Origin of the sequence: Pseudomonas sp. GD04158, from assembly GCF_029834875.1 — a bacterium.
Lineage (GTDB): Bacteria > Pseudomonadota > Gammaproteobacteria > Pseudomonadales > Pseudomonadaceae > Aquipseudomonas > Aquipseudomonas hydrolytica.
In genome coordinates this window covers 1-21,697 of sequence record NZ_JAODYT010000055.1, presented here as the reverse complement: position 1 = coordinate 21,697, position 21,697 = coordinate 1, and the positions used below count along the sequence as shown (strand labels likewise).

Below are 21,697 nucleotides of genomic sequence, written 5' to 3'. Positions count from 1 at the left end.
GCGGGGTAGTGCAGGTTAGATAACCTGAACTTCCTCAGCCTGCATGCCTTTCTGGCCACGGGTAGCCACGAAGGAAACCTGCTGGCCTTCCTTCAGGGATTTGAAACCGTCGCTCTGGATGGCTTTGAAGTGTACGAAGAGGTCGTCACCGGATTGCGGGGTGATGAAGCCGTAGCCTTTCTCATCGTTGAACCACTTGACGGTGCCAGTCTGACGATTGGACATGTGATGTCTCCTAACAAAAGTAATTACAGCCCTGGAAAAGCCCAGGCCGGGACTGAGTGCAACGAGTACTAGGAGTCGGACGATGTTTGGATCGAGATCTAGGCATCTAGTAGCGATTCGCGGTGACACATGCAGCACAGTGGGCACACCATACGTGTTTTTATCGCCGAGTGCGAATGGTCGATGCAGCTTTTTTGCAAATAACGACTGATGGGGCGGGCGGCACTCTTTGAAGCGTGGCGCCTGCATCGGTAAGATGCGCTCACTTTTTTTCGTAACCGCCCACTCAGGACACCTCGCCATGAGCATCAAATCGGACAAGTGGATTCGCCGCATGGCCCAGGAACACGGCATGATCGAGCCGTTCGTAGAGCGCCAGGTACGCGGTGCGGACTCCAGTCGAGTGATTTCCTACGGCGTGTCCAGCTACGGCTACGACGTACGCTGCGCCGACGAATTCAAGGTATTCACCAATATCCACTCGGCCATCGTCGACCCGAAGAATTTCGACGAGAAGAGCTTCGTCGACATCAAGAGCGACGTCTGCATCATCCCGCCGAACTCCTTCGCCCTGGCCCGCACGGTCGAGTACTTCCGCATCCCGCGCGACGTGCTGACCATCTGCCTGGGCAAGAGCACCTATGCGCGCTGCGGCATCATCGTCAACGTCACGCCGCTGGAGCCGGAGTGGGAAGGCCACGTGACCCTGGAGTTCTCCAACACCACCAACCTGCCGGCGAAGATCTACGCCAACGAAGGCGTGGCGCAGATGCTGTTCCTGCAGTCCGACGAGGCCTGCGAAGTGTCCTACAAGGACCGCGGCGGCAAGTATCAGGGCCAGACTGGTGTGACTCTGCCGCGAACCTGACAACCGCGGGAAAATGGAAGAAGCCGGGCATTGCCCGGCTTTTTCGTATCCGGCTCATGGCGCTGGTCGGAAAAGCTGAATCTTCCGCACGGGACGCTACTCAACCTGCAACAGCCCACGTTCAGGAGAGCCCTGCATGTCTCTTATCGATTTCAACGCCGGCGGCGTTCCCGGCCAGCCCGACCCTGATGTACCTGATCAGCCAGGTAGACCCGTGCCGCCGCAGGAGCCGGGTGAGCCGACGCTGCCGGATCAGCCGCCTCCGGCGCCCGTCGCCAGTTGTCGGCCGCGGCAGGTGTACGAGCGCAGTGCCCCGCCGGCCGAACGGATCGCCGGGGAAAGTCACTGATTGCAGCCACCGACGCAGCATGAACTGCTGGTCGGACGGTGCCGAATGCGAAGAAGCCGGGCAATGCCCGGCTTCCTGGTTTTCGTTGCCTGCGATCAGGGCACCAGCGGCAGCTCGCGCTTGTGGCGCGTGGCGTCATAGGTGCGCACGATGGTGGCATAGGCCTCGTCGCTGACGTTCTGGCCATGCAGGAAGGCATCGATCTCGGCGTAGGTCACGCCGTGAGCCTCCTCGTCCGGCTTGCCGGGGCGCAGTTCCTCCAGGTCGGCGGTGGGCGTCTTCTGTACCAGATGTTGTGGCGCGCCCAGGTGCGCGGCGATGGCGCGCACCTGGTGTTTAACCAGACCCGACAGCGGAGCGAGGTCACAGGCGCCGTCGCCGAACTTGGTGAAGAAGCCCATCACCGCCTCGGCGGCGTGGTCGGTGCCGATCACCAGGCCGTTGTTGGCGTTGGCGATGGTGAACTGGGCGACCATGCGAATGCGTGCCTTGACGTTGCCAATCACGAAGTCGCGACTGGCGTCGCTCAGCTGTTGCAGGTGGCTGACCTGCTCGCTGAGGCCGATTACGCTGGCGGCGATGTTGACCGTGGCCTCTTCATCGGCATTGACGAATTTCAGCGAATCCTGGGCGTCGTGCTCGTCGTGCTGGGTGTTGTGCGGCAGACGCACGGCGATGAAGCGATAGTCGGCGTCGCCGGTCTCGGCACGCAGCTCCTCGACCGAGAGCTGGGCCAGGCGTCCGGCCGTGGTGGAGTCCACGCCGCCGCTGATACCCAGCACCAGTACCTTGAGGCCGGACTGCTTGAGGGTGTTCTTGATGAAGGTCTTGCGCCGTTCGATCTCGGCGACCAGCGCGGCATCGTCGGCGAAGGGGGGCACCACGTCGAGGGCGGCGGCGATTTCGGCTTGGCGGTTACTCATGTCTAGGTCCTCACTGGGTGACGCGAAAGACGTGTTTCAGGTAGCTGACGAAATTCTCGTCGCGGCACTGGGTCTTGCCGGGTGTGTCGGAGATCTTCGCCACGGGCTGGCCGTTGCAGGCGATCATCTTGATCACGATGTTCATCGGCTCGACGCCGGGTATGTCGCAGGTCAGGTTGGTGCCGACCCCGAAGCTTACGTGGATTCGTCCGGAAAGTGCACGGTAGAGCCGTAGCGACTTGGGCAGATCGAGCCCGTCGGAGAACACCAGGGTCTTGCTCAGCGGGTCGATGCCGAGTTTCTCGTAGTGGGCAATGGCCTTTTCCGCCCACTCCAGCGGGTCGCCGGAATCGTGGCGCAGGCCGTCGAAAAGCTTGGCGAAATACAAGTCGAAGTCGGCCAGGAAGGCATCCATGGTGATGCAGTCGGTCAGGGCGATACCCAGCTGGCCGCGGTATTCACGCACCCAGCAATCGAGGGCGGCTATCTGGCTGTCGATCAGCCTGGGGCCCAGTTGCTGGTGCGCCATCAGCCATTCGTGGGCCATGGTGCCGATGGGTTTGAGGTCGAATTCGCGGGCCAGGTGCACGTTGCTGGTGCCGACGAAACGCCCTGGGAAATCACGCTTGAGGATGTGCACCGCCTGTTCCTGCACGCGGTAGGAAAAGCGCCGGCGGGTGCCGAAGTCGGCGAGCTGGAAACCGGCCAGCTCGTCCTCGCTGGCCTCGGCGCGCAGCCAGTCGAGCTTCTGGTAGAGGCGCTCGGCAGCCTGCTCCAGCAGTACCTCGCGGTAGCGATAGCGGTTGCGCACTTCGCTGACGATGGCCAGCAGCGGCACCTCGAAGAGGATCACGTGCAGCCAGGGGCCGCGCAGGCGAATGCTCAACTGGCCGTCTTCGATGCCCGTGTGGACGTAGCGCAGGTTGAAGCGGAACAGGCTGAGAAAGCGGATGAAGTCGGGCTTGATGAACGGGATGCGCTCGAGAAAGGCGAGCTGGTCCGCGGTGATGCTCAGCTCGCTCAGGCGCTCGATCTGGTAGCGAATTTCGGCCAGGTAGGGCGTCAGGTCCTCGCTGCTGCGGCAGCGGAACTCCCATTCCACCTCGGCGTTGGGGTAGTTGTGCAGCACCGCCTGCATCATGGTCAGCTTGTAGAAGTCGGTGTCGAGCAGGTTCTGCACGATCCGTTCGGCGAAGATACTCTCGCTCATCCTTGGGTCTCCGTGGCTAAGGCGCTGTCCAGCTCATCCAGGCTGGATGCAAGTGTGATGCCCTGTTCGCGCATGGCGGTACAGGCTGCATCGGCGGTGTTGCGGGCGATGGCGCGGCAGGCCGGCAGGTAGACGGTCACTGCGAAGCCGGCGCGGCGCAGCTGCAGGGCCGTGGTTTTCACGCAGTAATCCAGGGCCAGGCCGCCGACCAGTATGTGGTCGACTGCATTGTGCCGGAGAAATTCGATCACGCCCGTGCTGCGCTTCTCGGCCAGGTCGTGGTAACAGGCGCCGTAGGGGTGCAGGTCGGGCTCCACGCCTTTCCATACGAAGTAGTCGTAATCCAGCGGCGCAGGCAGGCCTTCGAGCAGCTCGAAGCCGGGCGTGCCGGGCACGCAGTGGCTGACCCAGGTCAGATCGGCATTGGCCAGGGGCAAGGGCTGCAGCATCTGTGCGTGGCTGTCGACCACCCAGGCGGCCCGCGGGCTGTGGGCATCCTTGCTGCCGATGCGCAGCTGGGCGCGTGTGGCCAGCTGATTCAGCGCCGGGACGATGGCATCGCCTTCGGGTACGGGCAGTTCGCCGGGGCACAGCGGGGTGAAGCCTTTCTGGGCGTCTACGTCGAAGCTGGCGATCTTCATGGTGCGCTCCTCTCTGCGCTTGGATGACTACATATTTCATCTGATGAAATATGTAGTCAAGCGTTTTTTCATGGAAACAGGTGAAAGACCGCGAGTTATTGGTCAAGATGAAATAAGTAAACGAAGCAGTGAGAGTGCCTATGAGTGCAGCGGAAGTTCTCGCCGGGGTCGATATCGTGGCCCTGAGGCTGAATGGGGAAGGGGTTTTGCAGGTGCTGCTGGCTCGCCGCCAGCGCGAGCCCTATGCCGGGCAATGGGCGCTGCCGGGAGTACTGGTCAACGGCCGCTGCGCCGATGCCAGCCTGGATGCCGCGGCTGCCCGTGCCCTGGCAGACAAGGCGCGCCTGCAACCGCAATACCTGGAGCAGGTGGCCACGGTGGGCAATGGCGTGCGCGACCCGCGCGGCTGGTCGCTGAGCACCTGCTACCTGGCGCTGCTGGCGCCTGACGTTGAGCCGCAGGATGAACATCTGCAGTTCATCGATCTGTCGGCGCTAACCACAGGCCAACAGGCCTTGCCGTTCGACCATGGACAACTGGTGCGCCTGGCGATGGAGCGGTTGCAGGGCAAATCGGTTTACAGCTCGTTGCCGCTCTATCTGCTGGCACCACGCTTTACCGTGACGGAGGCGCTCGCTGCCTTTCAGGCCTGCCTCGGCGAGCCGGTGCAGCACACCACGCTGCGCGGCAGGCTGGAGCGCATGAAGACGCAGGGCTGGATAGTCGATACCGGAGAGAAGAACTACCCGAAGATGGGACGACCCCAGGTGCTGCTGGAGCGGCGGCCGGCGGCAGGCGTGTTCATATTCGACCGCAGCCTGCTGGCCTGAGGGACCGAGCGCAAAGCTGCGGGCAAAAAAATAGGCGCCAGAGGCGCCAGGAGCTTTGCAACACGATGCATGGCTTATGAGCCTGAACGTTTGGTTAAGTTCAATTCCGGTGATGGGAAAAGGCCATCTTTTCGCGCCGGCTTTTCTACAGGCAAAAGAAAAGGCGCCAGAAGCGCCTTAAACGATGATCTATGGAGTAAGTCGAATATTCAGAGTGGTGCGCTGAGGAAAAGGTTCAGCGCACCCGACGAACGGTCATCATTTGCCCGGCATCAGCAGCAGACGCTGGTTGCCGTAGACCTTATCCAGATTCTCCGATTTGAACGGGAAGCTCATGTAACCGGCCTTGAGCCAGGCGTCTATGCCGTCGGCGTAGTGCGGGCTGGCCGGGTTGCCCGACTGGCCGGAGCTGTTGACGCCGATCAGCGGCTCGTCGGCGGCGAAGTCCACCACGATGCGCATGGCCGGAACCAGCCAGGTATCGAAGTTTTGGCCCCAGGCATAGGCGGCGACGTTGAGGGTGCTGTGGTCGCCGCCGGCCGGGTAGGGGCCGCGGTCCAGATAACCTTTCAGGGCATTGATGCTGCTGCGCTGGCCGGCGCTCATGTAGGGCGCCAGGCGGGTGGTGTCGGTCACCCATTCGTAGGTGTGCAGCTTGCCCCATTGCCAGTTGCGCCGCTCAGCGCCCAGGCGGCTCTCGAGCAGGGTGATGCTGGCCGCCAGGCTGCGCGCCAGGATGGTCGGCTTGTCTTCCTGCTCGGGCGTGCGGACGTCGTTCCAGAACGGGCTGTCGGCGCGGCCGAGCAGGTGGTCGGCTTGTGCCGAGTAGGAGGCGTTGGCGGTTTGCACCAGTGCGTTCCAGGCCGGGCCGTCTTCCGGGCCGAGCTCGTCGAGGAAGATCTGCCGCGCGCTTTCGTGGAGGAAGGCGCCGTAGATGGCGGCATCGGCCGAGCTGGCAGCCAGTTTGCCGTCGAACGCCAGGAGGCGTTTCAGGGCTTCGTCGGCACGTTCGCGCTGGCCGGCCGGCAGCGCCGCGATGGCCTGGCGCAGCGGGTCGTGCATGGCCGGGTCGTTGAACATGGCCTGCAGCTTGGCGACGAAGGGCGAGGTCTGGTCGTACTGCATGGCGATCATGCTGCGACCGTCGTGGCTGCCCCGGCCGGCCAGTTCGGCGATGCGCTCGGCGCGCTCCGGGTAGTACCAGGAGCTGGACAGCTGCATGCCGTAGCCCGGCGGTACGCTGCGCTCGTTGGCGGTGCCCAGCCAGCCTTGCGGTGGGTCCTGATCGTAAGGATGCAGCATCGGGTCGGCGAAGCCGTCCCAGGTGTAGCGCTCGTCCCAGCCGGGGGAGGGCAGCAGGCCACGGCCGTCGCGGCGGTTCGGGTAGCGTCCGGTGACCTGCCAGCCGATGTGCTGGGCATCGGCGAAGACGATGTTCAGCGGCATCGCGCGAATCTCGCGAGCGACCTCGAAGGCCGCGTCCACCGACTGCGCGCGGGACAGGTCGAAGAAGGCATCGAGGCTCTGGTCGCGCTCGAACTGCGTGGTCTTGAGCGCCAGGCCGTAGCCGCTCTGCACGGGTAGCGGCTGCAGCGGATGCTTGCGTTCGCCCAGCACCGAATTGAGCAGCGGGCCGTTGCGCGTTTCGAAGAGCGTTTCGCGGATCGGTCGCTGACCCTTGATGAAGAAGGTTTCCTGGCGCTCGGTGACCGGCAGCCATTTGCCGTCGGCCTCGTACATCAGGCGGCTGCCTTCGCGGCGGATGCGCTCGAGATAGAGGTCCTGATTGTCGCCCATGACCATGGTCATGCCCCAGGCCAGCTTGCCGTTGTAGCCGGCGACCACCGCCGGCACGCCGGCCAGCGAGACGCCGGCGGCCTGGTACTTGGGCGAGCGGATCTGCACGAAATTCCACAGCGAAGGCATCGCCAGCGGCAGGTGCGTGTCGTTGGCCAGCAGGCTCTTGCCGCCACGGGTTCGCTGCGGCGCGATGGCCCAGTTGTTCGAGGCGGCGACGCCGAGCATGTGCTGTTCGGCGATCTGCGCGGCGGTGCGGGAAATCGCCTGCAGACCCGGCAGCTGGCCTTTCAGGTCGAGGCCGGCGAGCTTTTCCGCTTCGGCGAAGGGTAGCGGCTCGTCCGGGTAGATGGGCAGCAGCCAGGGCAGCTTGTCGGCGCCCACACGCTGCGCCAGGGTCAGCGCGGCGACCTCTTCCTGCAGGTTCACCGACAGGCCGAAGTTGAGCAGGCAGAACAGCAGCACCGAGTCCTCGGGCTTCCAGTACTCGGGACGGTAGCCGGCTTCGGCCAGGTCCATCGGCAGGCTATCGCGGTAGCGGAACATGTAGGCGTTGACGCCCCGCGCATAGACCTCGAAGAAGCGTTTCAGGCGCGGTGAGGCGTCGGCGTAGAGGATCTCCGCGCTTTTCTTCAGGTTCACCGCGCGCATGAAGCGGTCCATCTCCAGCACGCCGGGGCCGGCTATTTCCGCCAGGCGGCCCTGGGCCAGCAGGCGCATGCCGACCATCTGGCTGAGGCGGTCGCCGGCGTGCACGTAACCCAGGGTGAACAGCGCGTCGTGGAAGGTACCCGACTCGATCAGCGGCATGCCGAGGGCGTTGCGCCGTACCGATGCGCTTTCGGCAATGCCCTGCACACGCTCCACGCCACGGGTGGGCGGCACGCTGTCGGCATAGCGGCTGTTGAGAAAGGATTGGCAGCCGGCGAGGCCGGTCAGCGAGGCGGCAAGAGTCAGGTAGGCCAGCGTACGCATGGCGGTTGTCCTTGGAGTGCGAGCGTTCAGAAGGGCGACAAGGGTGCGCGAAGCGCCGGTCGGGCTGCGACCGGCGCCAAAGTCGCCAAGGTAAAGAGGCTGGTCTGGCCTGACAAGGGGGCGGCCAGCTGCCTGCTCATCGCCGCAGGCGTGCGCCGCTGCTGGGGACGTGCTCAGGCCCTGTCCGGCCGGCTGGCGAGCCCTTCGTCGAGCAGCCAGCGCGCTGCCGTGCGGGCGGCGGCCTTGTGTTGCAGCTCCAGCTCGGTGAAGCGCTTCTCGAAGCGTCGGCGTGCGGGCTTGTCCAGCGCCTTCCAGGCGGCGTGGGTGGGCACGTCGGCGGTGGCTTCGAACAGCTGGTGAAAGACCTGGCAGCGGGCATCGTTGCTCAGGGCGCTGTCGTAGTTGTCGAGCAGCACCTTGATGCGGATGGCACCTTCGATCAGCGGCAGCTGCTCGTCCAGCAGGCTGCTGGCGAGGATGTTCAGGTCACCGCCGAGCCGCTGCCGGCGTTCCTGCTCGGCGGCGGCCTGGCTTTCCTGCTGCGCCCAGACGCGGCGCCACAGGTGCCAGGCATACGCCGCCAGCGCAGCGATCAGCAGCAGACCGGCCAGCACGAGCGTGAGCGTTATCGTGCTCATCCGAGCCTCAGGCGCCGTGGCACTTCTTGAATTTCTTCTGACTGCCGCAGGGGCAGGGGTCGTTGCGGCCGACATCCTTCAGGGCGTTGCGCACCGGCTCCTGATGGCCGTGATTGCAATGCGGCCCGTGAACGTGACCATGGTCATGCTGGTGATCATGGTTGCAGTCGGGGCCGTGGACGTGGGGTTGGTTGCTCATTGCGGTTACTCCGGGATGAAATCGCCCGGAATTATCTCGCCATTGCGCGCCATGTGCACGCGGCGTCCGAACAACATGCCGGTTTTTACCTCGCCCTTGAGGCTGTAGCGGATCGGCACGTCGGGTTTTTCCAGCGCCTTGACGATCTGTCGCACGTGGCGCCAGAGGTTGGTACGCACCGGTACCTCGAACACGTGATGGCCATGCGCAGGCACGGTGAACCACTCGTTGGAATGCCCTTCGGCCAGCAGCATGCCGTTGAGGTGGACGTTGTAGTCCAGCCCGCGCACCGGCAGGTTCACGCCGTTGGGATTATCGATACGAAAGCGCAGGCGGAACTCCTGTTCGAGCAGCCTGGCCTTGACCACATCAACTTTGATGAGTTGGACATCCGGGTCCTTGAAACTACCTGTCATCCAGGTAGAGCATCCTGTGAGGCCAGAAAGCAGGCCGAAAAACATCAATAGGCTGATAATTCTTATCATTTGCGCCTGAGAAAGCATTTCATACCCCCGTTGCGCCCCAGTGTAACAAGCAAGCGCTCGGCTGCAACCGGGCAAGAGCCATTATTTTCAATACGATACGGTTGCTCTTCACGGTCTGGACGGTTCGAAACAACATGGATGAGACGCCTGCAGTATTAGCGCAAAAAAACCTGCGCCATACTGCAACCTGAATAGGACAGGAGTGTGACCATGAGTCGCTATGAGATCGCCTTCTCCGGGCAACTGGTGCCTGGCGCCCAACCGGAGCTGGTCAAGGCCAACATGGCCAAGCTGTTCCAGGCTGACGCCCAGCGCATCGCTCAGCTGTTTTCCGGCCGTCGCATCGTGATCAAGAACAATCTCGATGCGGCCGGGGCGGAGAAGTACCGGGCGACGCTGGAGCGCGCCGGTGCGCGGGTGGAAGTGGTCGACATGGACATGCCGATTGAGGAGGTCGAGCTGGCGCCTCCGCCTCCGCTCGAAACGGCCGGCGCACCGGTGGTGCCGGCCGCAGCGCCCAGGCCGGGACGCCTGCAGGTGGCTCCGCGCGACGAGTACATGGCGGCATTCAGCGAAGTGGATGCGCCCGACTTCGGCATCGCCCCGGTAGGTGCCGATCTGCAGGACGCCAAGCCCGATGCCCAGGCGCCTCGCGTCGACCTCTCGCAGTTCAGTCTGGCCCCGGTGGGCAGCGACATGGGCCAGGCCAAGGCCGAGGCCGCCGCGCCACCGCCGGATACCTCGCATCTGAAACTGCAGGAGTGAGCGGCATTCTGCGCGCTGGGGCCGGCCGCACTGGCTTGAAGGAACGCCGCGACGTCGGCCGCGGCATTCGCTCCGCTTAGCGGCCTGCCTGCAGGGCGGGCAGATCGGTCAGCCTGCCTGGTTCTTGCATTTGGCTTCGGCCTCTTCCGGTTTGAGATTGCGTACCGTGACGAAGAACAGCTCACAGGTCTGCATCTTGTCCGTCACCTGCCACTTCTGGGTACAGGCGGCGAGGGTCTGCTGCGGGTTGCCCGCAGGCTGCTGACCCATGCCGGCCTGCCAGCAGGCGGCGCTCAGATCCTGCCCCATCACCCGGATTCCGGTGGCGTTGGCCTTGTCTTCGCTGCCCTGGTTGTTGGCCGGATCGGCTGCGTACCAGATATAGCTGGGATGGTTGGCACCCAGCACGGAAACCAGCTGGCCGGGTGCCGCGCTGATCTGCCCGAGGCCGAGCACGGGCAGGTTCACGCCGTACTGCTGCTTGATCCAGTTGCGCACCGGGCTGCCGAAGGCAACCATCGGCAGCGTACCGTCGCCCTTGCCGGCGCTGAGTTCGCTGACCATGCGCTGCTGGTAGCTGTTGAAGTAGCCGTAGACGCCCTCCAGGGCGCTGCCGGCGCTGGCCGGTGCGGCGATGGGGGCGATATCGACGATGGTCTGATAGGCCGGTGTCTGGGCCTGGGGAATGCCGTTGTAGCTGAGCAGCGCGGCCCAGCGGTCGGTGGTGCTGGAGCGCAGGTAGTCCTGAGCCTGGGTCAGCGAGTAATCGGGTGGGAAATGCAGCAGCTCGACGCTCTTGCGGTTCTCCAGCGCCATACCCAGCGGCAGGAAGAAGTACCAGTTGTACTGCCACTTGCCGTCGCGGTTCAGCTGGCTGGCGCCTTGGTAGGCGAGGTCGCCGGAATCGAGCAGCTGCTGCAGGGAGCGCCCGTAGCCCTGCGGCGTGCCTGAAAAATACGCCTGAATGCGCTCCCCGTTGCGCAGCACGCGTACGCTGGCCTGGTCGTAACCGTCGCGTGCCAGGCTCTGTTTCAGGTAATGCTCGACGGTCTGTTCCAGCGTCCAGTCGCGGTAGCAGATCACGCTGCAGTTGTTCGGATAGGCGAACAGCCGGCTGACGCGCTGGCTGTCGCCCAGATCCGTGTAGTCCCCTGTCGGCCCATTGGGCTGTCCGGCGCAGCCCATAAGCAGGCTGGCCAGGATGAACGCGATACCACTCTTCTTGTGCATGGCCTTCTCCTTGTTGAATGTCCCTGCGGACGCTTCAACTCAAGCAGAAAGCGGTGCGAGTGCCAGTCAGGTGCCGAGATAGGGGGCGCAGCACTTATTGAATTTCTGCCCGCCCTGGCAGGGGCAGGGGTCGTTGCGCCCGGCTTTCAAGGGCGCAGTCGGGTCGAGGAAGTACCAGCGCCCCTGAACCTGGACGAAGGCCGAGCATTCGCGATGGCAGTGCTCGCCGTTCTCGTCATGCCAGCGCGCGGTGAAGGTGACCTGCGCATGCTCGGGTTGGCCGCCGAATACCTCGCTGCCTTCGACTTCTAGGCCCAGCCAGGTGGCCTGGGCGCTCCAGGCGGCCATGGCTTCGCGGTCCAGGGCGCTCTGCTGCACGGGCAGGGTGGTGGCGACCAGATAGTCCACCAGGCCCAGCACATACGCGCTGTAGCGCGAGCGCATGAGCAGCTCGGCACTGGGGGCGTGGCTGCCGGCATGGTAGGGACCGCAGCATTGGCCGAGTAGTTTGCCGCTGCCGCAGGGGCAGCTTGGATCGAGCTGGCTCATCGCCTCACCACCAGTATTTGCCGAAGTTTTCCGGGTTGGCCCAGAACTTGGCGTTGAGCCAGTCGGGGACCTGCTTGTAGTCGAGCAGATCGTAGGTAAACAGATGCAGGGTCTGTCCCTCGCGCTGGAACTGCTCGCTGGCCTGCATGGCGAGGGCGAAGAAATCGGTTTCGCGCCAATCGCTCGCCTGCAGATCCACCAGCACGGCGACCCGGCTGGCATTGAGATTACGAATGCCGCCCAGCAACTGCAGGCCTTCGCGCTTGGGCATGTGCTCGAGGCAATCGACCAGCAGGGCCAGGTCGAAGCGCTGTGCGGCCAGTTCTGGCGTCAGCGCGGCGGCCGGCGCCAGGCTCACGCTGCAGTCCGGATGCACGCTCTGGAAGGCGCTGAGTGCGGGCAGCTCGCTGGCGCCGAGCAGCAGGAGCTTCGCCGGGCTGTAACGGTCGAGCAGCGCGGCCAGGGCCTGCTGCGGGGTACGGGAACTTGGGCTGGCGGTCATGGAACATCCTCGAAAACTCGACAAAGACTAACGTGACGCCGGGAACAGGCCTAGAGTCCGAGGAAATTATGCGCAATACCTCCTATAGCTGGCGGATTGCACAACTCCTGTCTTTACTACCATTGAATCGGTTATGGGCCGATGAACATTGGAGACCTAAAGTATGAGCATCACAAGGAACGCTGTACCCCTGATTCTGGCCAGTACCCTGTTGACCGGTTGCGCCGGCTTGCAGAAATCCGACTGGCCCACCTGTGCGGCGGTGGGCGGTGTCGGCGGTGCTGCGCTGGGTGCGATCGAAAGCTCCACCTGGGCGGGTGGCGGCGCCGTGCTTGGTGCCGGCATGGCGGCTGCCTACTGCTGGGTGCATGGCGCCGATGCGCAGCAGGTTGCCGTGGCCGAGGAAGTCGTCGTCGAAGAAGTCGTGGTCGCCGAACCTCGGGCCGAGGCGGTGCGGGTCGAGCTGGACGTCAAGTTCGACTTCGACAAGTCTCAGGTCAAGCAGGAAAGCTACGGCGACATCAAAGCGCTGGCCGACTTCATGAAGCAATACCCGCAGACCAGCACCGTGGTCGAAGGGCACACCGACTCGGTGGGCAGTGACGCGTACAACCAGGGCCTGTCCGAGCGCCGCGCCAATGCGGTGCGCGAGGTACTGGTCAACCAGTACGGCGTCGAGTCCAATCGCGTCCAGGCAGTGGGTTATGGCGAAAGCCGCCCGGTTGCCGACAACGCCACCGCCGAAGGCCGTGCCATCAACCGTCGCGTAGAAGCCGAGGTCGAGGCTCAGCCCTAAGCCGGGGTAATGCCTGAGCAGAGCCCGCCCGGCCACAAGCCGCGCGGGCTCTGCTGTTCTTGTGCTCAAGCGAAGCGGCGTCTTTACTCCTGTGTTACCGGCATTCAGTCGGTAACACAGGAGACACCGCCATGAGAGCCCACCTTTCGAGGGTTTTACCTTTTCTCTTGGTCAGCAGTGTTCTCTCCGGTTGTGCCACGACTTCCAGTACGGGAGACGCGCCGCTCAACCAGGGGAACTGGCCCCTGTGCAGTGCGATCGGAGCCCTGGCCGGTGGCGGCCTGGGTGCCATCGAGAGTTCCACCTGGGCAGCAGGCGGCGCTGTCGCCGGTGCGCTGCTCGGCACCATCATCTGTTACGCGCAGGATGGCGACGAGGACGGTGACGGCGTGTTCGACCGCCGCGACCGCTGCCCCGGCACGCCTGCCGGTACCGCCGTGAGCCATAACGGCTGCCCGTTGCCGCAGTACCCCGCCAGCGCCCCTGTTGCGCCTGCCATGGAGCCGGTAGCGCAGGACGAAGTCATCGTCCTGAGCGACCTGGGCAACGTGCTGTTCGCCTTCGACTCCGCGGAACTGACCGCCGAGGCGCGGCGCCTGCTCACCGATGTCAGCGCACGGTTGACCGGCGCCAGCCTGGTCTCGGTGAAGGTCGTCGGCCATACCGACAGCGTCGGCTCGGACGCCTACAACCAGGGTCTGTCCGAGCGCCGTGCGCGTAGCGTGGCGGATTTCCTCGTCGCCCAGGGCGTGCCGGCCGGCAAGCTCAGCACCGAAGGACGCGGCGAGAGCCAGCCGGTGGCGGACAACGGCAGTGATGCCGGGCGTGCGCAGAACCGCAGGGTAGAGCTGTACGTTTCCCGTTGAGCAACGAGCGTGCCTCGGACCGGGGAGGGTCTGAGGCTCGCCGCCTTGTCGCCAGGCGCTAGACGAAGTCATGCAAAAACGCCCTCCAGACTGGTGGTCCGGGCCGCGAGCGGTTAACGTGCTGCGCTACTGGAAAACCGAGCGAGAGGGCGGGATGAAAGCACTGTTGATTGCTGGCAAGGCGCTGACCTTGTCGTTCTGGCTGGTATTCGGCGCGGCCCTGGTCAAATGGGTGGGGCCCCCCTTCGAACAACTGATCCACCTGCTGGCGGCATTCCTCCTGGTTCTGCATGGGGTGCAGCTCTGGCTGTTCGCCGACACCTTGACCGGGCGCAGCAATCCCTGGCTCGACCGGTTGCAGGTACTGCTGTTCGGCATCTTCCACCTCTACCCGCTGAAGCCGACGGTGGCGGCTGCCGCCGAGGCATCGGCCGCAGCCGAGGAGGCGGCGCATGCGTAATCTGCTGCTGGTGCTGTGGCTCGGCGCCGCCACGGCGGCAGCCGATACGCAGATCACGGTACCTTCCCACGCCCTGATGCGCCTGCCCAATGCCGGCAGCGCGTTGCAGCTGGAGCGTCTGGAAGTGGCGGATCATGCCACGTTGCTCATCCCGGCTACGCTCACGGAGCTGCGCATCGGCCAACTGCTGATGGGGCGCGAAGCACGTATCGGTGTGGCGCCCAGCGAGCAGGCGCTGCGCCTGGAAGTGCTGGACGGCGAGATCGCCCCGGGCGCCTGGATCAGCGCCAGGGGCGCCGCGGGCAGCTATCAGCGACCCGCGACAGCAGGACGTGAAATCCATCTGAAGCTGCACCGGCTGACCTTCGACGATCTCACTCTGGACGTACGTGGCGGGCGCGGCACGCCTGGCTATGCGGGCCTGGACGGCGCCCATGGCCAGCCGGGCGGTTGCACCTGGGGGCAGGCCAGTGCCGGCCATGACGGTCAGGACGGCAGCGACGGTCTGGCGGGCGCCGCAGGCGGCAAGGTGACGCTGGAAGCCGCGCAGCACGTCGAGGTGGAGCGTCTGCGCGTGCTGCTCGATGGCGGTGCAGGCGGCGAAGCCGGGGCCGCGGGGCGTGCCGGTCGCGGTGGCAAGGCCAAGGGTTGCCTGCTCTACGGAGTCGATGGCGCCCCGGATGGCAAGCCCGGGCAAGCCGGGCGCGAAGGTCCGGCAGGGCCCGATGGCGCGTTGCAGGTGCTGCGTTTCTGATCGAGGCGGGCAGCGTCCTCAGAAGGACGGACGCATCGCCACCAGCGCCATCAGCGACAGGCCGATCAGCAGGTTGCTGCCCACCAGCTTGCGAATCTTGCCCAGTACCTCGCCGCCGGCAGGCCAGTTCTCGCTGGCCACCGCGCGGCGCAGCTCCGGCAGCCGCAGCGCCTGGATGCGCAGGAACAGGGCGAGCATCACCAGATACAGACCGATCATGATCTGCACGTAGCGCGGTGCGCCATCGAGGCCGCCATGGCTCAGATGCAGCATGGCGAAACCGCTCAGCGGCAGCGTCACCACCGCCACCCAGACCCAGACGAAGAACTTCTCGAACACGCCCAGCCACAGACGCAGGCGCGCCGGCGCTTCCAGCGCCTGCACGGCAACAGGGCGCAGGATCATCCAGGCGAAGAACATGCCGCCGACCCAGATGACGGCGGCCAGCAGATGCAGGGCGTAGAGCGGGGCGTAAGGGGTCATGCGCGGTCTCCGGACGAGTGGGCAGGCCTCTGGCGAAACTCGAGGGCACGTGAGTCTGCGCCGAAGCGATTGGCGCGCTATGATAGCGGCCGATCCGCGAATACTGAAAATTTATCCAGCCTTTTTCGTTCCAGAACTCATGCTCAGTACCGAACTCAAGTCCCAGATCCAGGGCGCCTACTCGCGCTTTCTCGAAGCCAAGTCGCTGAAGCCGCGCTATGGCCAGCGTCTGATGATCGCCGAGATCGCCAAGGTGCTGGGCACCATCAAGACCGACGACGAGGGCAAGCGCCTGGGCGAGCCGGCCGTGGTCGCGGTGGAGGCGGGCACCGGTACCGGCAAGACGGTGGCCTACAGCCTGGCCACCATTCCCACCGCCAAGGCCGCCGGCAAGCGCCTGGTGATCGCCACCGCGACGGTCGCCCTGCAGGAGCAGATCGTGCACAAGGACCTGCCGGATCTGCTGCGTAACAGCGGGCTGAATTTCAGCTTCGCCCTGGCCAAGGGCCGTGGCCGTTACCTGTGCCTGTCCAAGCTCGATCACCTGCTGCAGGACGGCGCCGCGCAGAGCGCCACTGCCCAGCTGTTCGAGGAAGAAGGCTTTCGCATCGACGTCGACGAGCAGGGGCAGAAGCTGTTCACCGCGATGATCGAGAAACTGGCCGGCAACAAGTGGGACGGCGACCGCGACAGCTGGCCGGAGGAGCTGGAAGACAGCCGCTGGGCGCAGCTGACCACCGACCACAGCCAGTGCACCAACCGCCACTGCCCGAACTTCCAGCAGTGCGCCTTCTACAAGGCACGCGAGGGCATGGGCAAGGTCGACGTGATCGTCACCAACCACGACATGGTGCTGGCGGACCTGGCCCTGGGCGGCGGCGCGGTGCTGCCCGACCCGCGCGAGACCATTTATGTCTTCGACGAAGGGCACCACCTGCCGGACAAGGCCATCGGCCATTTCGCCCATTTCACCCGCCTGCGCTCGACCGCCGACTGGCTGACCCAGATCGACAAGAACCTGACCAAGCTGCTGGCGCAGAACCCGCTGCCGGGCGATCTCGGCCGCCTGATCGAACAGGTGCCGGAGCTGGCCCGCGAGCTCAAGACCCAGCAGCAGTTCATGTTCAGTGCCTGCGAGCAGATCGCCGACTTCAAGGCCGGCGAGGACATGGAGGGGCGCGAGCGCCCGCGTCACCGCTTCGTCGGCGGCGTGGTGCCGGAGCACCTGACCGAGCTGGGACTGGAGCTGAAGAAGGGTTTCTCCAAGCTCAACGACCTGTTCACCGGCGTCACCGAGCTGCTCAAGGAAGCCATGGACGGCGAGGGCGCGGTGGGCATCGCCAGCCATCAGGCCGAGGAGTGGTACCCGCTGTTCGGCAGCCTGATGGCGCGGGCCAAGGGCAACTGGGAGCTGTGGCTGGCCTTCACCGCCGAAGACCCCGAGGAAAGCCCGCCCATGGCGCGCTGGCTGACCCTGGCCGAGAGCGGCGCGCTGTTCGACATCGAGGTCAACGCCAGCCCGATCCTGGCCGCCGAAACCCTGCGCCGCAACCTGTGGAACGTCGCCCACGGCGCTCTGGTGACCTCGGCCACCCTTACCGCGCTGGGCACCTTCGACCGTTACCGCATGCGCGCCGGGCTGCCCAAGGTGGCGGTCACCGCCATCGTGCCGAGCCCCTTCCACCACGCCGATGCCGGGCTGCTGCGCGTGCCGGATCTGAAGGCCGACCCGCGCGAGGCGGCGCTGCACACCGCCGCCATCGTGCGCGAGTTGCCGGAACTGGTGGCCGGCAGCCGCGGCACGCTGGTGCTGTTCTCCTCGCGCAGGCAGATGCAGGATGTGTTCGACGGCCTCGACCGCGACTGGCGCAAGCGCGTGTTCATCCAGGGCAACCTGTCCAAGCAGGAGACCCTGAACAAGCACAAGGCGCGTGTCGACTCGGGCGAGGAGAGCGTGCTGTTCGGCCTGGCCAGCTTCGCCGAGGGCGTCGACCTGCCTGGCGCCTACTGCGAGCACGTGGTGATCGCCAAGATTCCCTTCGCCGTGCCGGACGACCCGGTGGAGGCGGCGCTGGCCGAATGGATCGAGGCGCGCGGCGGCAATCCGTTCATGGAAATCGCCGTGCCGGACGCCTCGCTGCGCCTGGTGCAGGCCTGCGGCCGCCTGCTGCGTACCGAGGCCGACCGCGGCACCATCACCCTGCTGGACCGGCGCGTGGTCACCCAGCGCTACGGCAAGGCCATTCTCAACGCGTTGCCGCCGTTTCGTCGGCAGATCGACTGAGTCACTCGCCTTTCTGGTGACTGCGCTCCAGATCGTCGCCCAGGCGTCCCAGTGTCGGCCTGATACCGGCGCGGTGGGCGGCGCGGGCCACGGCATGGGCGGCCAGGGGCGCGCTGGCCAGCAGGATGAGCAGGCCGAGCAGAGCCTCCAGGGCCAGTTCGCCACTGCTGGCCAGCGCCACGGCGCCCAGCAGCAGCACCGCGCCGAGTACTCCGGCCTTGCTCGCCGCGTGCATGCGGCTGTAGCTGTCCGGCAGGCGCAGCACGCCAATCGCGCCGAGCAGGGAAATCAGTGCGCCGGCAAGCACCAGCAGCGATGCCAGCCAGGCCTGTACTTCGTTCATGGTCGTTCCTCGCGTTTGCCCGGAAGCTGGCTGTGGGCGTCATCGAACAGGAAGGCGAAGGCCGCGGTGCCGAGGAACGACACCAGTGCCAGCAGCACGGCGACATCGACGAACAGCGCCTCGCCGCGCATCAGGCAGAGCAGCGCCATGGCGGCCACCGCCAGCAGGGTCAGGGCGTCGATGGCCACCGCACGGTCCGGGCGGCTCGGCCCGCGCAGCAGACGGTAGAGCACGATCAGCCCGCTCAGCGCGAGCAGGGCGGCGGCCAGGGGCAGGACCCAGGCGGCACCAGCCAGATGCAGGGTCATGGGCTTACTCCTTCGCGTTTGCCGGCATCGAGCCAGGCCAGCAGGCGGCGTTCCAGCTCGGTCAGAATGTGCGTCACGTCCTCGCTGCGCCGGGCGTCGAGGGCGTGGATGTAGAGAAGGCCGCGCTCCTCGTCGTATTCCAGGGCCAGGGTGCCGGGGGTGAGGGTCAACAGGGTGCCGAGCAGGGTGACCTTGTCCACCTCGCGGCGGGTGACCGGGTAGGCCAGCACTGCCGGCTCCACCTCCACCCGCCGTGCCAGCACCAGGGTGGCGACGTGGTAGGTGGCGAGGAACACCTGGGCGATGAACCACAGACAGAAGCTGATGCCATGTTCCAGGCTTTGCGCATAACGGCGCAGACGCGCCACGGCCAGGCCCAGCAGGCGGGCGAGCAGATAGAGCGCCGCGAAGGCCAGCAGGCCGCCGCCCAGATGAGCGCTGCCGAGGCTCCAGGCCAGGCCCGCGCTGGCCAGCAGATGGACGAGAAATGGCATCAGTTACCTCCCACTGCTGCGAAGGGCTGCAGATAGGCCTGCGGATCGGCCAGTTGCGCCGCGGCGGCCACCGCGTAGTCGATCAGGGGGCCGGCGCCCAGGCCGATCAATACCGTGAGCAGGGCCAGGCCGGCCATGCCCAGCCAGGCCGCGCGCATGCCAGGCACCGGCTGCAGCGCCTCCTCGCCCTGCGGATGGGGTTTGAGAAAGGCCTCGTTCCAGATCTTGTTCATCGACAGCAGGGTGAACACCCCGGTCAGCAGGGCGATGCCGGCAGCCCACCAGGCGGCGGCATCCAGGCTGGCCTTGACCAGCAGGAACTTGGCCCAGAAACCGGACAGCGGCGGTATGCCGGCCAGCGACAGGGCGGGGATGGCAAACAGCAACGCCAGCCAGGGCATGCGCCGGTACAGGCCGCCCATGGCCACCAGGCGTTCGGAGCCGCAGATGCGCGCGGCCAGCCCGCCGATGAAGAACAGGTTGGCCTTCACGATGATGTGGTGGATCAGGTAGAACACCGCGCCGGCCAGGGCCAGCGGGGTGGCCAGGGCGAGGCCGAGGATCATGTAGCCGACCTGGCTGACGATATGGAATGACAGGATGCGACGCACCTCGGTCTGCGCCGCCGCGCCCAGCACGCCCACCAGCATGGTGGCGCAGGCGACCCACAGCAGCAGCTGGTGCGGCAGACCGTATTCCGGCCAGAGCAGGGTCACCAGACGAATCAGCGCGTACACCCCGACCTTGGTCAGCAGGCCTGCGAACATCGCCGAGACCGCCGTCAGCGCCACGTGGTAGGTGGCCGGCAGCCAGCCGAACACCGGGAACAACGCGGCCTTGATGGCGAACGACAACAGCATCAGCAGCAGCGCCGGGGTGACGCCGGGCGGCGCTTCGCCGCTGCGCATGATCATCGCCAGCTCGCCCATGTTCAGCGTGCCGCTGGCGCCGTAGACCAGGCCGGCGGCGAGCAGGAAGATCAGTGTGGCGAACAGGTTCAGCGCCACGTAGGTCATGCTGCCGGCCAGCCGGCGGCTGCCACCGCCCAGGGCCATCAGGGCGAAGGAGGCGATCAGCAGCACCTCGAACCAGACGTAGAGGTTGAAGATGTCGGCGGTGATGAAGGCGCCGCAGATGCCGGTCAGCAGGCCCTGGACGAACAGGTGGAAATCGCGGCCGATGCGCGTGTCGTTGTCCTTGGCTATGCCGTAGAGCAGGGTGACCAGGGCGATCAGTGCGCTGATGGCGATCATCACCGCCGACAGGCGATCGATCACCAGGCTGATGCCGAACGGCGCCTGCCAGCCACCGACCTGGCCGCTGAGCACCACGCCATGAGCCGCCTGCCAGACCAGCGCCAGGCCCGCCGCCAGCAGCAGGCCGGTGCCGCCCAGGCTGAGCGCGCGCACCGCCAGCAGATGGCGCCGCAGCACGGTGGCCAGCAGCAGGCTGCACAGCGGGATCAGAATCGGTGCAACGAGCAAAGCCTGGTTCATCGACGTGCCTCTGCGCCGTTGCCATCGCTTTCATGTTCGCCGGCATGCCAGTCCGGCGCCGGCTGCTCGGTGATCGAGCTGACCGAGTCGGTGGTCTTGTCGCCGTGCAGTTCGCGGGTGCGCTTGAGCAGTGCCAGGGCGAAGACGAACAGGCTGAAGCCGATGACGATGGCGGTCAGCACCAGTGCCTGCGGCAGCGCATTGGCGGTACTGGCGCCGTTGCCGGCGTCGACGAAGGCCGGACGTTCGCCGAAGAAGCGTCCGGCAGTGAGTACGCCGAGGTTTATCGCGTTGCCCAGTACCACCACCCCCAGCACCACGCGCTTGAGGTTGCGGTCCAGAAGCATCCACAGACCCAGCCCGGCCAGGCCTCCGGTAGTGATTGCGGCGAGCCATTCCATCAGTGGCGTACTCCCGTCAGCTTGTCGATCATGTGCAGGGCGGAGCCGAACACGGTGAGGAATACGCCGACATCGAACAACAGCGGCGTACCCAGCGGCAGTCCGCCGGGGAAGATCCATAGGCCGGTGAGAAAGGCGCTACCGGCGAGCAGGCCGAGAATGCCGGCACCTGCCGCGCAGCCCAGACCGATGCCGATCAGCTGTGCCGGTGGCAGCGGCAGCACCCGGCGAATCTGCCCGTGGCCGTAGGTCAGCACCAGCAGGATCAGGCCGCAGGCCGCCACCAGACCGCCGATGAAGCCGCCGCCCGGCAGGTTGTGGCCACGCCACAGCAGCAGCAGCGAGGCCGCCATCATCAGCCAGGCCAGCGGGCGCAGGCCCTGGCGCAGCAGCGGCGAGGTGAAGGCGTCTTCGCCGCCGTGCTCGTTGCCGATGCGCTGGCCACTGCCGAGCAGACTGGCGGCGGCCAGGGCGGAAAGGGCCACCACGAGGATCTCGCCCAGGGTGTCGAAGGCGCGGAAGTCCACCAGAATCACGTTGACCACGTTGTGCCCGTGCCCGCCCGGCAGGCTGTTGGCCTGGTACCACTGGGCGACCTCGCCCGGCAGCGGCAGGCTGACCGCCAGCAGCAGGGCGCCGGTCACGCTGAGGCCGAAGAGGATGGCCACGCCGGCATGCAGGCGGCGCTTCCAGGGGGCGCGTGCGCCGCTCGGCGGCACGGTGGGCATCTTGCGAAACACCAGGGCGAGGAAGATCAGGCTGAGGGTTTCCACCATCAGCTGGGTCATGGCCACGTCCGGCGCGTTGACCGAGACGAAGATCATCG

26 protein-coding genes and 1 pseudogene are annotated in these 21,697 nt (G+C 65.7%); 9 read left to right on the top strand and 18 right to left on the bottom strand.

Annotated elements, in window-relative coordinates:
* Nucleotides 1–15: 15 nt before the first annotated feature.
* The gene (locus tag N7333_RS18240; protein ID WP_003245585.1) at nt 16–225 is read right to left on the bottom strand and encodes a cold-shock protein; all 210 of its coding nucleotides are present in this window, start codon (nt 223–225) and stop codon (nt 16–18) included.
* Between the two features lie 301 nt (nt 226–526).
* On the opposite strand from N7333_RS18240, the gene dcd reads away from it, so the two are divergent.
* The gene (dcd, locus tag N7333_RS18235; RefSeq protein WP_003245582.1) at nt 527–1,093 is read left to right on the top strand and encodes a dCTP deaminase; all 567 of its coding nucleotides are present in this window, start codon (nt 527–529) and stop codon (nt 1,091–1,093) included.
* Between the two features lie 136 nt (nt 1,094–1,229).
* Nucleotides 1,230–1,442 (top strand): hypothetical protein, encoded by a 213-nt coding sequence (locus tag N7333_RS18230; RefSeq protein WP_012017993.1) that lies wholly within the window; start codon nt 1,230–1,232, stop codon nt 1,440–1,442.
* 95 nt (nt 1,443–1,537) lie between these two features.
* Here N7333_RS18230 and nadE read toward each other — a convergent pair whose 3' ends face one another.
* Genes nadE through N7333_RS18215 form a run of 3 tightly spaced genes read right to left on the bottom strand, consistent with a single transcriptional unit; the run spans nt 1,538 to nt 4,216 of the window.
* Nucleotides 1,538–2,365 carry an ammonia-dependent NAD(+) synthetase gene (gene nadE / locus N7333_RS18225; RefSeq protein WP_279859194.1) on the bottom strand — a complete coding sequence of 276 codons (828 nt, stop codon included), beginning with the start codon at nt 2,363–2,365 and terminating at the stop codon, nt 1,538–1,540.
* 10 nt (nt 2,366–2,375) lie between these two features.
* On the bottom strand, nt 2,376–3,575 hold the full coding sequence (gene pncB, locus N7333_RS18220; RefSeq protein ID WP_012017995.1) for a nicotinate phosphoribosyltransferase: 1,200 nt from the start codon (nt 3,573–3,575) through the stop codon (nt 2,376–2,378).
* Entirely contained in the window at nt 3,572–4,216 is a 645-nt protein-coding gene (locus N7333_RS18215) for a nicotinamidase (RefSeq protein WP_129481553.1), read from the bottom strand. Before N7333_RS18215 ends, pncB begins: the two co-directional genes overlap by 4 nt.
* A gap of 140 nt (nt 4,217–4,356) precedes the next feature.
* On the opposite strand from N7333_RS18215, the gene N7333_RS18210 reads away from it, so the two are divergent.
* Nucleotides 4,357–5,046, top strand: a complete 690-nt coding sequence (locus tag N7333_RS18210) for an NUDIX domain-containing protein (protein WP_129481552.1) — start codon at nt 4,357–4,359, stop codon at nt 5,044–5,046.
* 258 nt (nt 5,047–5,304) lie between these two features.
* Here the strand turns inward: N7333_RS18210 and N7333_RS18205 are convergent, their stop codons facing one another.
* The 4 genes from N7333_RS18205 to N7333_RS18190 all read right to left on the bottom strand — a co-directional run bounded on the left by N7333_RS18205 (nt 5,305) and on the right by N7333_RS18190 (nt 9,158).
* Nucleotides 5,305–7,818 carry a penicillin acylase family protein gene (locus tag N7333_RS18205; RefSeq protein ID WP_129481551.1) on the bottom strand — a complete coding sequence of 838 codons (2,514 nt, stop codon included), beginning with the start codon at nt 7,816–7,818 and terminating at the stop codon, nt 5,305–5,307.
* A 173-nt stretch (nt 7,819–7,991) separates the two neighbouring features.
* Nucleotides 7,992–8,456, bottom strand: coding sequence for a DUF2489 domain-containing protein (locus N7333_RS18200; RefSeq protein WP_129481550.1), 465 nt, complete (start codon nt 8,454–8,456; stop codon nt 7,992–7,994).
* A gap of 7 nt (nt 8,457–8,463) precedes the next feature.
* Complete coding sequence (locus N7333_RS18195) at nt 8,464–8,655, bottom strand: SEC-C metal-binding domain-containing protein (protein ID WP_003245566.1); 192 nt, start codon at nt 8,653–8,655, stop codon at nt 8,464–8,466.
* Between the two features lie 5 nt (nt 8,656–8,660).
* Nucleotides 8,661–9,158 carry an LEA type 2 family protein gene (locus N7333_RS18190; protein WP_177490996.1) on the bottom strand — a complete coding sequence of 166 codons (498 nt, stop codon included), beginning with the start codon at nt 9,156–9,158 and terminating at the stop codon, nt 8,661–8,663.
* 192 nt (nt 9,159–9,350) lie between these two features.
* On the opposite strand from N7333_RS18190, the gene N7333_RS18185 reads away from it, so the two are divergent.
* Entirely contained in the window at nt 9,351–9,905 is a 555-nt protein-coding gene (locus N7333_RS18185) for a hypothetical protein (protein WP_012018001.1), read from the top strand.
* Between the two features lie 108 nt (nt 9,906–10,013).
* On the opposite strand, the gene N7333_RS18180 is transcribed toward N7333_RS18185, so the two are convergent.
* The 3 genes from N7333_RS18180 to N7333_RS18170 all read right to left on the bottom strand — a co-directional run bounded on the left by N7333_RS18180 (nt 10,014) and on the right by N7333_RS18170 (nt 12,186).
* A complete protein-coding gene (locus N7333_RS18180; protein ID WP_129481549.1) occupies nt 10,014–11,135 on the bottom strand; it encodes a hypothetical protein in 1,122 nt (373 codons plus the stop codon).
* Nucleotides 11,136–11,201: 66 nt separating this feature from the next.
* Nucleotides 11,202–11,684: a YchJ family protein gene (locus tag N7333_RS18175; RefSeq protein WP_129481548.1), complete on the bottom strand. Its 483-nt coding sequence runs from the start codon at nt 11,682–11,684 to the stop codon at nt 11,202–11,204.
* Between the two features lie 4 nt (nt 11,685–11,688).
* The gene (locus tag N7333_RS18170; RefSeq protein ID WP_129481547.1) at nt 11,689–12,186 is read right to left on the bottom strand and encodes a DUF6231 family protein; all 498 of its coding nucleotides are present in this window, start codon (nt 12,184–12,186) and stop codon (nt 11,689–11,691) included.
* Between the two features lie 442 nt (nt 12,187–12,628).
* On the opposite strand from N7333_RS18170, the pseudogene N7333_RS18165 reads away from it, so the two are divergent.
* The 4 genes and pseudogenes from N7333_RS18165 to N7333_RS18150 all read left to right on the top strand — a co-directional run.
* Nucleotides 12,629–12,982, top strand: a pseudogene (locus tag N7333_RS18165) (OmpA family protein); the annotation flags it as partial.
* Between the two features lie 131 nt (nt 12,983–13,113).
* Entirely contained in the window at nt 13,114–13,848 is a 735-nt protein-coding gene (locus N7333_RS18160; RefSeq protein WP_012018005.1) for an OmpA family protein, read from the top strand.
* Nucleotides 13,849–13,966: 118 nt separating this feature from the next.
* On the top strand, nt 13,967–14,308 hold the full coding sequence (locus tag N7333_RS18155) for a DUF1145 domain-containing protein (RefSeq protein WP_232460365.1): 342 nt from the start codon (nt 13,967–13,969) through the stop codon (nt 14,306–14,308).
* Nucleotides 14,301–15,062 (top strand): hypothetical protein, encoded by a 762-nt coding sequence (locus N7333_RS18150; protein ID WP_012018007.1) that lies wholly within the window; start codon nt 14,301–14,303, stop codon nt 15,060–15,062. The genes N7333_RS18155 and N7333_RS18150 overlap by 8 nt, the downstream gene beginning before the upstream one ends.
* An 18-nt stretch (nt 15,063–15,080) precedes the next feature.
* Here N7333_RS18150 and N7333_RS18145 read toward each other — a convergent pair whose 3' ends face one another.
* A complete protein-coding gene (locus N7333_RS18145; protein WP_003245547.1) occupies nt 15,081–15,545 on the bottom strand; it encodes a DUF2269 family protein in 465 nt (154 codons plus the stop codon).
* A gap of 139 nt (nt 15,546–15,684) precedes the next feature.
* Between N7333_RS18145 and dinG the strand changes: the two genes are divergently transcribed.
* Nucleotides 15,685–17,829 (top strand): ATP-dependent DNA helicase DinG, encoded by a 2,145-nt coding sequence (dinG, locus tag N7333_RS18140; protein WP_012018009.1) that lies wholly within the window; start codon nt 15,685–15,687, stop codon nt 17,827–17,829.
* A gap of 1 nt (nt 17,830) precedes the next feature.
* Here the strand turns inward: dinG and mnhG are convergent, their stop codons facing one another.
* From mnhG to mbhE, 6 genes are all read right to left on the bottom strand, one after another.
* The gene (gene mnhG, locus N7333_RS18135; protein WP_003245543.1) at nt 17,831–18,172 is read right to left on the bottom strand and encodes a monovalent cation/H(+) antiporter subunit G; all 342 of its coding nucleotides are present in this window, start codon (nt 18,170–18,172) and stop codon (nt 17,831–17,833) included.
* Complete coding sequence (locus N7333_RS18130) at nt 18,169–18,480, bottom strand: monovalent cation/H+ antiporter complex subunit F (protein ID WP_003245540.1); 312 nt, start codon at nt 18,478–18,480, stop codon at nt 18,169–18,171. The genes mnhG and N7333_RS18130 overlap by 4 nt, the downstream gene beginning before the upstream one ends.
* Nucleotides 18,477–18,974, bottom strand: a complete 498-nt coding sequence (locus N7333_RS18125) for a Na+/H+ antiporter subunit E (protein WP_096826009.1) — start codon at nt 18,972–18,974, stop codon at nt 18,477–18,479. Before N7333_RS18125 ends, N7333_RS18130 begins: the two co-directional genes overlap by 4 nt.
* Complete coding sequence (locus N7333_RS18120; protein ID WP_129481546.1) at nt 18,974–20,470, bottom strand: proton-conducting transporter membrane subunit; 1,497 nt, start codon at nt 20,468–20,470, stop codon at nt 18,974–18,976. The genes N7333_RS18125 and N7333_RS18120 overlap by 1 nt, the downstream gene beginning before the upstream one ends.
* Nucleotides 20,467–20,871: a Na+/H+ antiporter subunit C gene (locus N7333_RS18115; protein WP_003245535.1), complete on the bottom strand. Its 405-nt coding sequence runs from the start codon at nt 20,869–20,871 to the stop codon at nt 20,467–20,469. Before N7333_RS18115 ends, N7333_RS18120 begins: the two co-directional genes overlap by 4 nt.
* A partial coding sequence (gene mbhE / locus N7333_RS18110) for a hydrogen gas-evolving membrane-bound hydrogenase subunit E (protein WP_279859191.1) occupies nt 20,871–21,697 on the bottom strand: 827 nt, incomplete at its 5' end. The genes mbhE and N7333_RS18115, both read right to left, overlap by 1 nt.

Bases quoted from the DNA above. Each gene is read 5' to 3' on its own strand.
- N7333_RS18240 (WP_003245585.1), bottom strand. From the start codon at position 225: ATGTCCAATCGTCAGACTGGCACCGTCAAGTGGTTCAACGATGAGAAA.
- dcd (WP_003245582.1), top strand. From the start codon at position 527: ATGAGCATCAAATCGGACAAGTGGATTCGCCGCATGGCCCAGGAACAC.
- N7333_RS18230 (WP_012017993.1), top strand. From the start codon at position 1,230: ATGTCTCTTATCGATTTCAACGCCGGCGGCGTTCCCGGCCAGCCCGAC.
- nadE (WP_279859194.1), bottom strand. From the start codon at position 2,365: ATGAGTAACCGCCAAGCCGAAATCGCCGCCGCCCTCGACGTGGTGCCC.
- pncB (WP_012017995.1), bottom strand. From the start codon at position 3,575: ATGAGCGAGAGTATCTTCGCCGAACGGATCGTGCAGAACCTGCTCGAC.
- N7333_RS18215 (WP_129481553.1), bottom strand. From the start codon at position 4,216: ATGAAGATCGCCAGCTTCGACGTAGACGCCCAGAAAGGCTTCACCCCG.
- N7333_RS18210 (WP_129481552.1), top strand. From the start codon at position 4,357: ATGAGTGCAGCGGAAGTTCTCGCCGGGGTCGATATCGTGGCCCTGAGG.
- N7333_RS18205 (WP_129481551.1), bottom strand. From the start codon at position 7,818: ATGCGTACGCTGGCCTACCTGACTCTTGCCGCCTCGCTGACCGGCCTC.
- N7333_RS18200 (WP_129481550.1), bottom strand. From the start codon at position 8,456: ATGAGCACGATAACGCTCACGCTCGTGCTGGCCGGTCTGCTGCTGATC.
- N7333_RS18195 (WP_003245566.1), bottom strand. From the start codon at position 8,655: ATGAGCAACCAACCCCACGTCCACGGCCCCGACTGCAACCATGATCAC.
- N7333_RS18190 (WP_177490996.1), bottom strand. From the start codon at position 9,158: ATGCTTTCTCAGGCGCAAATGATAAGAATTATCAGCCTATTGATGTTT.
- N7333_RS18185 (WP_012018001.1), top strand. From the start codon at position 9,351: ATGAGTCGCTATGAGATCGCCTTCTCCGGGCAACTGGTGCCTGGCGCC.
- N7333_RS18180 (WP_129481549.1), bottom strand. From the start codon at position 11,135: ATGCACAAGAAGAGTGGTATCGCGTTCATCCTGGCCAGCCTGCTTATG.
- N7333_RS18175 (WP_129481548.1), bottom strand. From the start codon at position 11,684: ATGAGCCAGCTCGATCCAAGCTGCCCCTGCGGCAGCGGCAAACTACTC.
- N7333_RS18170 (WP_129481547.1), bottom strand. From the start codon at position 12,186: ATGACCGCCAGCCCAAGTTCCCGTACCCCGCAGCAGGCCCTGGCCGCG.
- N7333_RS18160 (WP_012018005.1), top strand. From the start codon at position 13,114: ATGAGAGCCCACCTTTCGAGGGTTTTACCTTTTCTCTTGGTCAGCAGT.
- N7333_RS18150 (WP_012018007.1), top strand. From the start codon at position 14,301: ATGCGTAATCTGCTGCTGGTGCTGTGGCTCGGCGCCGCCACGGCGGCA.
- N7333_RS18145 (WP_003245547.1), bottom strand. From the start codon at position 15,545: ATGACCCCTTACGCCCCGCTCTACGCCCTGCATCTGCTGGCCGCCGTC.
- dinG (WP_012018009.1), top strand. From the start codon at position 15,685: ATGCTCAGTACCGAACTCAAGTCCCAGATCCAGGGCGCCTACTCGCGC.
- mnhG (WP_003245543.1), bottom strand. From the start codon at position 18,172: ATGAACGAAGTACAGGCCTGGCTGGCATCGCTGCTGGTGCTTGCCGGC.
- N7333_RS18130 (WP_003245540.1), bottom strand. From the start codon at position 18,480: ATGACCCTGCATCTGGCTGGTGCCGCCTGGGTCCTGCCCCTGGCCGCC.
- N7333_RS18125 (WP_096826009.1), bottom strand. From the start codon at position 18,974: ATGCCATTTCTCGTCCATCTGCTGGCCAGCGCGGGCCTGGCCTGGAGC.
- N7333_RS18120 (WP_129481546.1), bottom strand. From the start codon at position 20,470: ATGAACCAGGCTTTGCTCGTTGCACCGATTCTGATCCCGCTGTGCAGC.
- N7333_RS18115 (WP_003245535.1), bottom strand. From the start codon at position 20,871: ATGGAATGGCTCGCCGCAATCACTACCGGAGGCCTGGCCGGGCTGGGT.